Annotated in this window: 12 protein-coding genes; 2 read left to right on the forward strand and 10 right to left on the reverse strand. The window is 28.4% G+C overall.

Going from position 1 to position 14,188, the window contains the following annotated elements:
- Positions 1-11: 11 nt before the first annotated feature.
- From MBORA_RS09035 to psmB, 5 genes are all read right to left on the reverse strand, one after another.
- A complete protein-coding gene (locus tag MBORA_RS09035; protein ID WP_042691762.1) occupies positions 12-2,279 on the reverse strand; it encodes a hypothetical protein in 2,268 nt (755 codons plus the stop codon).
- 291 nt (positions 2,280-2,570) lie between these two features.
- On the reverse strand, positions 2,571-3,599 hold the full coding sequence (comC, locus tag MBORA_RS09040; RefSeq protein ID WP_042691759.1) for an L-sulfolactate dehydrogenase: 1,029 nt from the start codon (positions 3,597-3,599) through the stop codon (positions 2,571-2,573).
- Between the two features lie 19 nt (positions 3,600-3,618).
- The gene (gene purM, locus MBORA_RS09045; protein ID WP_042691757.1) at positions 3,619-4,638 is read right to left on the reverse strand and encodes a phosphoribosylformylglycinamidine cyclo-ligase; all 1,020 of its coding nucleotides are present in this window, start codon (positions 4,636-4,638) and stop codon (positions 3,619-3,621) included.
- 104 nt (positions 4,639-4,742) lie between these two features.
- Positions 4,743-6,656 (reverse strand): beta-CASP ribonuclease aCPSF1, encoded by a 1,914-nt coding sequence (locus MBORA_RS09050; RefSeq protein ID WP_042691754.1) that lies wholly within the window; start codon positions 6,654-6,656, stop codon positions 4,743-4,745.
- Between the two features lie 130 nt (positions 6,657-6,786).
- Positions 6,787-7,401 (reverse strand): archaeal proteasome endopeptidase complex subunit beta, encoded by a 615-nt coding sequence (psmB, locus tag MBORA_RS09055; protein ID WP_042691752.1) that lies wholly within the window; start codon positions 7,399-7,401, stop codon positions 6,787-6,789.
- 184 nt (positions 7,402-7,585) lie between these two features.
- On the opposite strand from psmB, the gene MBORA_RS09060 reads away from it, so the two are divergent.
- Positions 7,586-8,323: a class I SAM-dependent methyltransferase gene (locus MBORA_RS09060; RefSeq protein WP_042691749.1), complete on the forward strand. Its 738-nt coding sequence runs from the start codon at positions 7,586-7,588 to the stop codon at positions 8,321-8,323.
- Here MBORA_RS09060 and cofG read toward each other — a convergent pair.
- From cofG to MBORA_RS09085, 5 genes are all read right to left on the reverse strand, one after another.
- A complete protein-coding gene (cofG, locus tag MBORA_RS09065) occupies positions 8,301-9,401 on the reverse strand; it encodes a 7,8-didemethyl-8-hydroxy-5-deazariboflavin synthase subunit CofG (protein ID WP_042691747.1) in 1,101 nt (366 codons plus the stop codon). The two genes, MBORA_RS09060 and cofG, sit on opposite strands and share 23 nt — an antisense overlap.
- The gene (locus MBORA_RS09070) at positions 9,398-9,838 is read right to left on the reverse strand and encodes a DUF2120 family protein (protein WP_042691745.1); all 441 of its coding nucleotides are present in this window, start codon (positions 9,836-9,838) and stop codon (positions 9,398-9,400) included. Before MBORA_RS09070 ends, cofG begins: the two co-directional genes overlap by 4 nt.
- A 4-nt stretch (positions 9,839-9,842) precedes the next feature.
- Positions 9,843-10,781: a GTP cyclohydrolase MptA gene (mptA, locus tag MBORA_RS09075; protein WP_063720571.1), complete on the reverse strand. Its 939-nt coding sequence runs from the start codon at positions 10,779-10,781 to the stop codon at positions 9,843-9,845.
- Between the two features lie 179 nt (positions 10,782-10,960).
- Positions 10,961-11,437: an Lrp/AsnC family transcriptional regulator gene (locus tag MBORA_RS09080; protein WP_042691742.1), complete on the reverse strand. Its 477-nt coding sequence runs from the start codon at positions 11,435-11,437 to the stop codon at positions 10,961-10,963.
- A 302-nt stretch (positions 11,438-11,739) separates the two neighbouring features.
- On the reverse strand, positions 11,740-12,900 hold the full coding sequence (locus MBORA_RS09085; protein ID WP_042691738.1) for a tRNA (guanine(10)-N(2))-dimethyltransferase: 1,161 nt from the start codon (positions 12,898-12,900) through the stop codon (positions 11,740-11,742).
- A 110-nt stretch (positions 12,901-13,010) separates the two neighbouring features.
- Here MBORA_RS09085 and MBORA_RS09090 point away from each other — a divergent pair, with 110 nt between their 5' ends.
- On the forward strand, positions 13,011-14,117 hold the full coding sequence (locus tag MBORA_RS09090) for a DegT/DnrJ/EryC1/StrS family aminotransferase (RefSeq protein WP_081738314.1): 1,107 nt from the start codon (positions 13,011-13,013) through the stop codon (positions 14,115-14,117).
- Positions 14,118-14,188 lie beyond the last annotated feature (71 nt).

The raw sequence follows: 14,188 nt of genomic DNA on the forward strand, positions 1-14,188 counted from the left end.
TTCTCTTTGATTTATTTTGTTATTTTAATTGTAGATTTTGCAGCAGAAGCAACACAATACTTATCTGCTGATGTAACGATTACATTGTGATTTCCAGCTTTTAAAGATTTTGTGTTAATTTGTGCAATTCCATTTTTATTGGTTTTAACATTGAAAGTTTTAAACTGTTTGCCTGTGTAAACTTTGATTTTTATTTTAACTCCAGAAATTATTTTTTTAGTCTTTTTATTTATTACTTTTACCTTGAATAATTTTGAAGTTTTTACTTTAGCGTTTACTTTTGTTGGAATTAGTTTTGTTGGTGCTTTTTTAACAATAATTTTTGAGGTAATCTGTTTAGCTACCATGTTTGGATCTTTATCAAGAACCATTACTTTATAACTACCTGGATTTAAGTTAATTAACAATTTTAATTGTCCATTTGCTCCAGTTTTTCCATTAAAGTTATAATATTTTGTTTTAGCAATAAAAACTCTTATATTAAGTTTCGCATTGTAAATTGCTTTTTTGTTTTTACTATTAGTTAATTTAATAGTGAAATATTTATTTTGTTTGTAAAAAGCAGTGGTTTTTGGAGCAGATAATTTTCCATTAGCTTTTTTCACAGTAATATATTTAGTTACACTTTTTGCTGCAAATCTAGTGTCTGCACTATTAACAACCATTTTATGTTTTCCAACGGATAATGGGGCAATAAATTTAATATAACCTTTTTTATCGCTTAAGAATAAATAGTTTTGAGCTTTTTTTCCTTTTGTGTGTAAAGTTACTAAAACTGCTGCACCAGGAACTGCTTTACCATTTTTATCACTTATTTTAATTATAGCTGTTTCACCACTGTTATAATACATGGTTTTACTTTTTGTAGTTATAACAACTGGTTTTTTAAGAATAGTGAGTTTAGCGTTTGCACTAGTTTCTTTTATATTAGTAGTATCATTATTTGATACAGTTACATCATATATTCCGCCAACTAATTGTTTAATTGAAATTTTACTGGTACCATTTTTATCAGTTACGAAATAGTAATATTTTTTATTAGTTTTAGGAATGTGTAATTTAAGAATTATTCCTCTAACTGGTTCACCATTAAGTTTATTAGTTACTGTTATTGTTAAATTTTTATTAGTTCCATAGTAATCTTTTAAATCTTTCATTTGAATTACAATATCCGCTTTTGTTATTTCAAGTAAGACTTTTTTTGATTTTTGAACTATTGTAGTATTTGTAGTTTCAACAGATACAGTTACATTATATTTTCCAACATCCATGAAAGATTGAGTAAAAGTGTTATTTTTCATACTATAAATCACGATATTGGATGTATTTATACTAGCAATTCCTTCATTATTTGTTTTAATTGAATATCCTGAATTAATTGAAGATCCTGGTGCAGCTATTGAAATTTTAATAGTCTTATTAGCTAAAACCTCTCCTGTATCAACATCTATTAATTTAAATGTAAATGCACCATTTTTATATTGATTAACGGTTTTAATTGGAATTATATCCACGTTAATAATTGATTTTAAAACAACTGTTTTTGTTGTTTTATTATATTTTTCATCAGGATAGGTAATTGTCAATGTAGCAGTCTTAAAATTGTTTAGTTGGAAAATAATAGTTCCATTTTTAAGCTCAAAATTATCAATCACTTTTGTGGTATTATTCATACTGACAGTCAGATTTAATTTATCTTTATCAATTTCAGTAATTGTTCCATTACTTATGGTAATTGGTATAACAACTGTATTTGTACTATTAACATTAACGCTTTTAGGAACATCCATTCCATGTATTTTTATACTAATGTTTGTTGAAGAATTAGCATAGGTTGCATTACCTAAATAAGTTATAATTATGTTATGTTCTCCAATATTTAAATCAGATAAAATGGTTATTGTAGAATTTTTGAATGTAAACGCAAGTGTTTTATTATTTTCTGATACATTAAGATCAGATTTTGTAATGTTTAATTTATTACTTTCATTATCTTTTACACTAATATTAATTTTAGCTGAATCATTAGAATTTATTTCAATATCTTCTGCATTTATTTCAGTATTTATTTTTTCAGAATTGTTTTGAGTTCCATTTGTATCATTATTATTTGTTGCATTATTTCCATTTGATAGTGTAGGAGATATGCTTGATTCATAATCTGTTGCAATATCATCGACATTACTTTCGTTATTTTCAATTGCAGAAACAGATCCAATACATACTAACAATATCATACACATCATTAATAATAAAATATGCAATTTCTTTAAATTCATTATTTTTTATCCTCCTTTTGAGACTTTCATTATAGATGTAATTTTTATATTACATTTATAAACATTTAATATTATATTTTCATGGTATATATAATCATTTTTATTTTACAGACTTTCATCTAAAACTTATTTTTTTTAATTTCTAAACAATAAATGTTTTGATTAATAAACATGGAAATAAATAATCTTTAGATTTTAATAACATTGTATTATTTATTTTGGTTTTTGAAAAAAAGAAGATTAAATCTTTTAAAAATATAATTATTAAATTATTAAAAAGAAGAATTATTGTTATTCTTCTAAGTAAGAATCTATGTCAATATTTAAATTATCACAGATTTCTTTTAATTGTTCGTATAATTTTGTATCAATTTCAATTCCATTAGTTTCAGCTTCAATGATTTTTTTAACTTCTAAATCACCAGGAATAGCTATATTTTCTCCTGTAGCTCTGATTTGTGAAATAAAGTCTTCAGTATTTTCTACAAATTCGTTAAAGTCTCCAAATTTAGATGGATCAATGACTACATATAAATCCCCTTTTGTACAATTTTGGGTTGGGGATGCAGTACCGGTTACTTTTGTTCCATATTCTGCACCAACTAATGGTCCAGTTAAAATTTCAATCATTACAGCTAAGGCATATCCTTTAAATCTACCAAAGGGTAATAATGATCCATTAAGAGCTTCTTCAGGATCAGTAGTTGGTTTTCCATCTTTGTCTAAGGCCCAATCATCTGGAATTTCTAATCCTTTTCTTTTTGCTTCAATTATTTTTCCACGTGCAGTTGCAGATGTTGCCATATCTACACTAATATAAGTTTCTGATGGAACTCCTAAAGCAAGAGGGTTAGTACCAATTAATGCTTTTTTTGCACCTAATGGAGCAATAGCTGGATCGGTATTTGCAATTACAATACCAATACAATTTTCTCTTAATGCTAAATCAGAATAAAATCCTGTAACTCCAAAATGATTTGAATTATGAACACCAACACATCCAATACCTATTTCTTTAGCTTTTTTAATAGCGATTTGCATTGCTTTGTAGGACACTGCTTGTCCAAATCCACTGTTACCATTTATTAATGCTATAGCTGGGGTTTCTTTTTCAATAGTTATATTGTCTTTTAAATTAATTGTTCCAGCATCAATACTAACTATATATTGTGGGAATCTACCAAGTCCATGTGAAGTAAATCCTTTTAAATCCGCATCAATTGTAGCCTCTGCTACCAATTCACAATCTTCTTCACTAGCTCCTAATTTTCTTAGAATTTCTTTTACAAGAGCTATTTCTTTATCTTTCATGATTTTCATAGTAAGTTTCCTCCATTAATTAGTATTCAATTCGACTTCCTTCAAAAGCATTAACAACTATTTTCTCATCATCAGTTACTTTTCCAATGATTTGGCAGTTGCAATGTTCTTTTAAAGTATTAATTATTTTATCAGTTTCATTTTCATCTGCAATCACAACAAAACCAACACCCATGTTAAAAACTTTGTACATTTCTTTGATGTCTACATTTTGCTTGTAAATAAGTTTAAATATTTCTGGAATTTCTGGAAGATCAGTTATTTCGTAGCCTACTCCTTTTTTTAAGCGCCTAAGGTTTGTAAATCCTCCACCAGTAATGTGGGCAAGTCCATTAATATTATAATTTTTTTCAAATAATGCTACGATAGGTTTAACATAAAGTTCAGTTGGCCTTATTAATTCTTCACCAATAGTGGTTTCTCCATTTGGCATTTTATCATTAACAGTATAACCAGCATCATTGAATAATGCTTTTCTAGCTAAACTGTAACCGTTGGAATGAATTCCATTACTTTCAATTCCTATTAAAACATTTCCAGGTTCAATATTTTCACCAGTAATTATTTTATCAATATCAACAAATCCAATACCAGTTCCAGCTAAATCAAAGTCTTTTATAATTTCTGGAAGTGAAGCTGTTTCACCACCAATTATTGCTATTTTTGATTCTATAGCTCCTTTAACAAGACCTTCAGCTATTTTTGAAGCTTTTTGAGGGTCTGGTTTTTCAACTGCAAGATAATCTACAAGGGCTATTGGTTCTGCACCTACACAGAGAATATCATTAACAACCATTGCAATACAGTCAATACCAACTGTATCGTATTTGTTCATCATTTCAGCGATTAATATTTTACTTCCTACACCATCAGTACTCATTGCTATTGCTTTATCTCCTAATTTTACTAAAGCAGCATAATGACCACTGTCAGTTATTATGTCTCTACATTCTAATGTTGATTTGAGTTTTGATGCTAATTCTGAAACAGTAACAGCTTCAAGGTCAATATCAACACCAGACTCTGAATAAGTAACCATTTTCACACCTATTGGCTTATTTTTTTATTAAAATAAAATGAATGATGTTATACTCTCAGTATAATATCCTTATTAGTATTTATGTTCAATAAAGTATTTAATATTTAATGTATTCTTACACAATCTAAATTAATTGGTGTTTTTGTTTCGATTTTATAACTTCTGTGTATAGATGAAGCTAAATCTACAGTTTTATATTGGTCTCCATGACAAGTAATAACTTTTTCAGGTCTTGGATTAAGTCTTTTAACATATTCCATTAATTGTCTTCTGTTGGAATGTCCACTGAATCCGTTAATTGTTTTAATTTCCATTTTCACATGGAATTCTTTGGTTTTACCGTCTTCACCTTCGAGAGGAACTTCTTTCCAACCTTTTTGAATTCTTCTACCAAGTGAACCTTCAGATTGATAACCTACAAAGATTAGTGTATTTTTATCATCTTCACATAACCATTTGAAGTATTCTACAGAATTTCCTCCGGTTAACATACCTGAAGTAGATAATATAATTGCTGGCTCATTACTTTCAATAATATCTTTTCTCTGATCAAAGTTTTGAACCTTTTTGAACATATCAGATACAAATGGGTTTCTTCCTATATGGAATATTTGATCTCTTAAATCTTTACTTAAATATTCAGGTCTTGCAGTATGAATTGCAGTAGCTTCCCAAATCATTCCATCAATGTAAATTGGTACTTCTTCGATTAATCCATGCCTCATATATTCTTCTAATACTACCATTAGTTCTTGTGCTCTTCCTACAGCAAATACAGGAACTAAAATTTTTCCTCCACGTTTGAGAGTTTTATATATAGTTTTCATCATTTCTTTTTCTGCATTGTTCCTGGAGGGTTGTATATCTTCTTTTCCACCATAGGTACTTTCCATAATTACAGTTTCAGCACGTGGGAATCTAATTGTTGCAGGTTCAAGTAACCTACTTGGTTCATATTTGAAATCACCAGTATAAACAAGGTTATGAGCTCCATCCCCAATGTGCATATGTGATATTGCAGAACCTAAAATGTGTCCAGCATTGTGTAATGTTAATCGAATATCTGGGGAAATGTCTGTTACTTCACCATAATCGAGAGTAATTGTATTTTTAATAGCTTTTTGAACATGTTTAACATTAAATGGTAAAGGATTACCTTCTCTATGAGCAATATCTAAATGGTCTAATTGTAACAGTGTTGTTAAATCTCTTGTTGGGGTTGTACAATAAACTGGTCCTTCGTATCCATAATGATAAAGGTATGGTACGAATCCGCAGTGATCTAAATGGGCATGTGAAATAATAACTGCATCTAATTCCTCAATTGAAAATTCAGGTGCATTTAAATAAGGAAATGCATTTTTATTATCTGATGCAGCAACATTAACTCCACAATCTAATAAAACGCGACTGTTAGGTGTTTGTAAAAGCATTGAAGAACGTCCTACTTCTTTAAATCCACCCATTGATGTAACTCTTGCCCAGTCATTAGGATATTTACTTCCTTGGTGAATTTGACGACCAAGACGTTGTAACATTTTTTTTCTATCTTTACTACTATTTTTTTGTATTGTTCTTATTTTTCCAATAACATCTGAACTTATTGGGGGGGTTCTTAATATTTTAGGCGCCCATCCTGTATTTTTAACAATATTTCTAGAAGTTGCACCATATTTTCCAATAACTAAACCTGGTTTTTTAGCGGTTATTACAACTTCACAGGTTACAGTATCAAAGTAAATATCAGTGATTTCAGCTCCATCTGGAACAATTTCATGAACCTTTTCAATTGTATGTTCAGGTTCAAGTAATGCACTTTTATCAGAACGAATAATTATTCTTTTTCTAAATTCTTTTGCAAGAGACCTTATAAGATCTCCATTTTCGGTAATAATCTCTGGATTTTTAGTGTAAACTACTACTTCAGGACCTTCAAATTCAACTTTTGAAACCTGAATTGATTTTGGTAATTTACTTAAAATCTCTTTTTTAATGTCATCTAAAATATCTGAAGTCATATAATCCCTTCAAAAAAAGTGAGTGTATATAATAATTTATGAAAAGCATTTAGCTATAAGAAGATAAATTTCATAAACTATTTACACTTTATATATAAAAAAATAGTTAGTTATGAAAAATTAGTTTTATTTATATCTTTTCAAGAACTTCATTAATTTTTCCATTATCTAACATTTCGACGCCGTTTGCATCTACTTTTGCAACTAAATATCCATTTCCAGAATATGTGTCACGTTCAGCAGCGGCTTTAATAGCTCTTATGGCTATTTCAATACCTTCATCGGTTGTAATATTTTCATCATATCTATCTTCAAGAACACCGTATGCAACGATAGAACCTGATCCAGTTGATATGTATTTATCTTTAATCATCCCACCGGCCGGGTCTAGAGAATATAAAGATGGCTTATCTTCATCTATTCCTCCAAGTAATGTTTGAACATACATTGGTCCGGAACGTAAGATGTTTGCAGTTAATGATGCAGCAGCTTTAACACTCATATTATCATTGTTTCTCATTTGATAAAGTGAAACTTCAGCATCAATAACTTTCATTAAACTTTGTGCATCTCCAACAGAACCAGCTATGGTTGTTACAATATGATCATTAATTTTAAATATTTTTTCCGCGACTTTATGAGCTACTAAATTCCCCATACTAGCCCTTCTTTCGCTTGCAAATACAACTCCGTCTTTGCAGGTAATTCCTACTGTTGTTGTACCTTCTAATATTTTATCATTCATTTAAACTCACCTCATATAAGCATTTAAAATGTTTTATTTCAACTACTTCATAGGTTAATACAATAAAATCAATTAAATAATTTACTATTAATTTTATTTAAAATCAGAATCAATATATTAGTAAAAACTAACAATATACTATTAGTTATTTTGATATATAAACTTTTCTTATTGAAGGTATAAAATGAAATGGAAAAAAATAGGAAATATATTAATTTTAGATAATAACTATGAATATGGCTCAAAAAGTGATTTAGAGGAATTATCTAAAAAACACGATGTTAAAACAATAATGAAAATCAAACATATTCAAGGAACTAAAAGAGAACCTGTTTATGAGCTTATTTATGGTAATTCGACAGAAACAGTCCATAAAGAAAATGCTTGTTTATTTAAATTAGATTTAAGGAGGGTAATGTGGTCTAAAGGAAATAATAATGAACGTTTAAGAATAGCTAAACTTGTCGGTGATGGTGAAAAGGTTCTTGACATGTTTGCGGGAATTGGTTATTTTTCAATTCCAATAGGCGTTCATGCTAATCCTAAAGAAGTTAATTCTATCGAAATTAATCATAACTCATATTATTTTTTATGTGAAAATATTAAATTAAACAATTTAAATTGTATAAATCCTATTTTAGGGGATTGTATGGTTGAAACTCCAAAATATAAAGCAGATAGGATAGTAATGGGTTATATTAAAACAACTCACCATTACTTAAAAGTAGCTATTGATAGTTTAAATAAAGGTGGTATTATTCACTATCATGAAACTGTTCCTGATAAATTAATCGAAACAAGACCAATTGAAAGAATTAAATTAGAATCTGGAGATAGACAAGTAGATCTCTTAAAAATAAATAAAATAAAAAAATATGCTCCAGGTGTAGAACATGTAGTTATTGACGCTCGGATAAATTAGCTATTTTTTCTAAAAGATTATCATTTAACCATTCATTGTTAATGTATTTCTCATAAATACATAATCTTTCGATTAATTTAAAACCAGCATCAGTAGTTAATTTTTCAAGTTCATCTAAAGTTGGCCAAGGACTTTTTGGATTTACGAAGTCATGGCTAAGTGGTGAAACTCCTCCCCAATCATCCGCACCACATAATAAGAAAATTTGGGCAGTATCATAATTTAGGTTAGGTGGAACTTGTATACTCACATCAGTATCTTTAAATAATAATTTTCCAGCAATTACAGTTCTAATCATATCTAAAAAGCTCGGTTTTGGCCAATTGCACATTTCAATATCCGGCGTTGGTGTGAAATTTTGGATGATTATTTCTTGAATATGACCATATTTATCATATATCTCTCTAATTTTTAGTAAAGATTCAGCTATTTCTTCGGTTGTTTCTCCAATTCCTATTAATATTCCAGTTGTATATGGAATTTTAAGTTTTCCAGCATTTTCAATACTTTCTAATCGTAATTTAGGGTTTTTTCCAGGACTTTTTTTGTGAGCTTCAAGTTCCATCAATCTTTGCGATGAATTTTCAAGCATAAGTCCCATTGATGCATTGACTTCTTTTAGTTGTTTTAATGCATCATAGCTAAAATTACCTCCATTAGTGTGGGGTAATAATGATGTTTCATTCAGTGTCATTTTACATACATCTACAACATAATCTGTCATTTTGTCATAGCCGTATTCATTTAATTTAATGCGAACATTTTCATCTTCATCAGCATCTTCACCAAAAGTAAATAAAGCTTCTTTACACCCAAATTTTTCTGCATTTTTTAATTCTAATAGAATTTCTTCTTTATTTTTTAAAATAATTGCATCAGGATCATTAGGATTCTTTTTAAAATTACAATATCCACAATCATTTCTGCAGATTTCGGTTAATGGTATAAAAATATTTTTAGAATAAGTAATAAGATTATTCTTTCGATATTTAGAAATCTCAGCTATGTATTTTATTATTTCATCATCATTTGAGCTCAATATTTCGAAAATATCTTGTTTTGTTAAATTTGATGTCATATTTCTCTTTTTGAAACAGTTACTTCAACATAAAGCGGTGGAAGCTCATTTTTATCTTCCCATATTGCTATTACAACATCAAAATTAGGAAGTTCAAAAACTTTGTATTCAACAACAAGACCTAAGGATTCTAATTCTTTTTGCATCCTAATGAATCCTCTGTTATCGATGTTAGCAGAGTTTAAATCATTTTTTTGAATGTGTTTATCTCCTGATTTTAAAATTTCAGTTATTTTCTCCGAACTAGCTTCTATTTCACTTCCTCCAAGTTGTTCTCCAATTTTTGAAAGTTTTAAAGAAAATTCATTAATAGGAATAATTTTTCTTGATTTTCCTCTTACAATTAAAATCTCATCATTATCAATAGCTGGTCTTGAACCTTTAAATGCATCAAAAAATCCCATTACTTGACCAGCAATTTCATAAGTTTTTTTCATTTAATCAAACCCTTAGTTCAGATTTTAATTCGCCAATTGTTGTTGTTTTTTCTGCAAATGCATTATGTCTATGGATACTCTCTTGATTTTCTTGACGTGCAGTAACTGAAATGAAATCTGGGAAATCAGCATATTTTTTAGCTACTTTTTCCATCATATTTCTAACACAATCTTCAACGAAAACCGGTTTTTTATGAGCATTCATAACTGTTGCATTTTCATCGGGTCTTTTTAATAGTTCACAAACTGGTGAACTCATTGAATCCTCAATAATATGGATGAGATCTTCGGCTTCTACTTTTTTATTTTCAGGAACTTCAATGAATAATGTTCCAATTCCTCTTTGATTATGTGAAGCAAATGTTACAGTATCTAATACTTTTTGTGTGGTTTCTTCATCTAAGAATTCTAATAATTTATTTTTATCAGATTCTCTTACAGATTCTTGAGCACAAGGACAAACGGTCATTCCAATCACTTCAGCACCAATGCTTTTTCTAATTGTGATATTTCCTGCTTCATCTCTAAAACCAATAGCTTTTGCTTTTAGCTTAGCCATTTCTTGGGTTTTATTTTTAGTTACTGGTGATTCCCTCATAAACATGAAATCTGTTGTCATATTTATTTCGACACGTTTAGCATATTCGTGTTTAATCATCATTTTATCTACTATTTTAGCACATAATGATTCAATGTCTATTGTATTATCATTAGCTACAGTTTCAACAACTTCACTAATAGCTTCAGGATTTCTAGACATGTGTATTCCTTTTTGATTATTTGGTAGGTCTACAAATGCATCAAATGTGGGTAATAAAATAATAGGTCTCTTATTTTTTCTTTCAACTTGTAATAATTTCTTAACTCCAGTTACACCTACTCTAGTTAATTTAATAGGAATATTTGGAGTATCGTCTTGTGTATCAGGTAAACATACGACCAATGTGATAACCTCAAATTATTAATTAAATATTTATATTATTATTGATTATTAGTTTTATAAATATCTTTTTTAATTTTTTCTTGTAAAATGAATGTTTTTTTGTAAAATTTATAAAAAAATTCTTAAAGTGATGGTTATTTATCAAAAGTATTGGTTTAGTTTCACTTTTTAATATATTTTTATAAAATGTTTGAAGAACCCATGTCTTCTTTGATTACATCCAATACTGTCTGGGTGTAAGTCCTTTCAATCATAGGGTCTTTTAACAATTCTTTAATAAATACATTCAGTTCGGTTGTATTTCTAAATTTAGCAATTAAGAATGCATCATATTCTCCTGTAACATCGTATATTCCAACAACATTTTTATTAAAGAATGTTTTTTCTTCCCAATTTTTAAGTTTTCCACCTTTTACTCTTACACCAATAATTGTTGTAAGAACAAAACCGAGTTTTTCATGATCTATTACTGGTGAGAATTTTTTAATTACTCCAGATTTGACCATTTTGTCAATACGATTGTGTATAGTTCCAACAGATACATCTAAACTACGTGAAATTTGTCTGTATGAAGTTCTTACATCTTCATTAATTATTTTGAGTATGTTAATGTCGGTGTCATCTAGTTTTATTACGTCATCTTTAGTTTTTACCATACTATCACATTTTTATAATTGAAATTTTATAATTCAATTTTACTTTAACCTTAGTTATTTAACTTATATTATTTAAAACTTTTTTATTTAAGTAATTAATTTTTTACAATTTAACTTTTATTTTATTATTTTTTTTAAGATGTTTATGAATTATTTTTATTTTTTTTAAGCTTATTTTGCATTATATTAAAATCATTAACTTGCAATGAAAATGCAATGTTATTTATTATATTTGTTTTATATTAAAATTTTGTTCAAATATTTTTAAACAAATTTAGGAATACCTTAATTTTAATAATTTTTTATTCAGTTAGTCTTAATAAAATTCTTTTTATATCAGTGATTGTAGCATCACTTTTTATTCCTAATGGATTGAAATGTGTTTTATATGCTACAAAGTTTTCTTTTTTAAGTTCATCAAAAACCAAATCTAATTTTGGAGCACTAATTTTAAGATTTTTACAGATTGTGTGGACATCAAAAAATGTAATTGGAGCATTTGACTCTGAAAGACAGCTATTTAATAATTTTAATGCTATTTTTTCACTATTTATTTTTTTATGATTTATTTCATTAATCATTTTTTCAATAAATTTTTCATCTCCGATTTTTCCAAGCCACATTGGTCCTGCATGAATTAATTTTTCACCACAAATAGGACAAACATCATCAAGACTACTAGCTAGTCCATAATTAATTTGACGATGTAAACATTCTTTACAATGACTTATGTATCCAATATTTTTTAAAGATTCATCACTTTTTTTTGAACCTTTTTTTACTTCAATATAAAGTCTCATATAATGTTCAGTACTATGGGATAATTTAATTTCAATGTACTTTTTGTATTTTGCAAGGGTTAATGCAACAAATCCTGCTAAAATCCTGATTCCATTTTCATGACAATATTCACTTTTGTAAGGTTTAGCATTATATTTACGTATGCAAGGTTCTTTGTAAGTTCCACAAAGTGCAGATGTATCTGTTGCAGTTACACATAATAATGAATCTTTACGAGCACAATAACCTGTGGAATCTAAGAATGGTGAAGGAGTTCCAAATGGATCAATGTCAATTACATCAAATTTTCCTCTATTGAGCCTTAAAAACATACTAGCATCATGTTGATTCACTTCAACATTTGAAAGATTATTTAATTCAATATTATGTCTTTCAAAATAGTTAGCTAACTCATCGATATCATTAATAGCTACATTTTCAATACCATTAATTTCATTCTTATATCGGATTCCTCTAATGCCACTACCTCCAAACAAATCACAAACATTTAATTTGCGGTTTTGCTCTTTTTGAAAAATTTGTATGGCTAATATGGATAAATCTCTATTTAGTTCCATGTGTGGATTATAAAATACAGGTGCATCTGATGAAATTTTATCGAATTCAGGGAATTCTATTTTTGTTAATCCTTCTTCAATACATTTAATTTTATTTTCATCCATTAATTCTCACTCTTAAATTAGCTTATTAAGTAATATTTTAAATATTATTAGATTTAAATATTTAAGTATAAGGAATACGTTAATCGATTTTTTAAGATATGGTGATAAATTTGTCAGATATTAAAGTTCCAATTGCAAAACCAATAATAGGCGAAGAAGAAATAAATAATGTAGTCGATGTTCTTAAATCAGGAATGATTGCTCAGGGACCTAAAGTTGAAGAATTTGAGAAAAAATTTGCTCAATGGGTAGGGGTAAAACATGGTATAGCTGTAAATTCTGGAACTGCTGCATTGCACGTTGCTTTATTATCCTGTGGTGTAGGTAAAGGTGATGAAGTAATAACAACTCCATTTACATTTATTGCAAGTGGTAATGCAATTATTTACACTGGAGCTACTCCGATTTTTGCAGATATAAATTTAGACACCTACACGATTAATCTTGATTCCATTGAAGGATTAATCACCGATAAAACAAAAGCAATTTTACCAGTTCATTTATATGGTCAATCTGCAGAAATGGATAAAATAAATGAACTCGCTGAAAAATATGGATTAATTGTTATTGAAGATGCGGCTCAAGCTCATGGAGCTACTTATAATGATAAAACCGTTGGAAGTATGGGAGATATGGCTTGTTTTAGTTTTTACCCAACTAAAAACATGACAACCTCGGAAGGAGGAATGATTACTACTGATGATGATGACTTAGCTGACATGGCAAGAATATTTAGAGCTCATGGAGCTAGTGTAAGATATCACCACGATGAAATTGGTTATAATTATAGAATGACTGACATAAGTGCAGCTATTGGTCTTGCACAAATGGATAAAATCGACATGTTTAATGAAAAAAGACAAAAAAATGCTAACTATCTTAATGAGGGTTTAAAAGAGATAGATGGGATTAAAACACCATGTTGCTTGGAAAAATCAAAACATGTTTACCATCAATATACTATTCTAGTTGAAAAAGGAGATCGTGATGATTGGGTTACTATTATAAATGATGAGGGTGTAGGTACAGGTATTCATTATCCAATTCCATTATACAATCAACCAGTATACAAATCATTAGGATTTGATGGTGAATGTCCTAATGCTGAACTTGCTGCAGACAATGTGATTTCATTGCCAGTTCATCCTTCACTAACAAAAAAAGATTTAGATTTAGTAATTAGTGCTGTTAAAAAGGCATCTGATGAAATTAACTAAATTCTTTCTATTTAAGAATTTCACCCATTCGAACTTTCTTTGAAAATTAAAATAGTAATTATTTTATAATT

This window comes from Methanobrevibacter oralis (genome assembly GCF_001639275.1).
Classification (GTDB): Archaea; Methanobacteriota; Methanobacteria; order Methanobacteriales; family Methanobacteriaceae; genus Methanocatella; species Methanocatella oralis.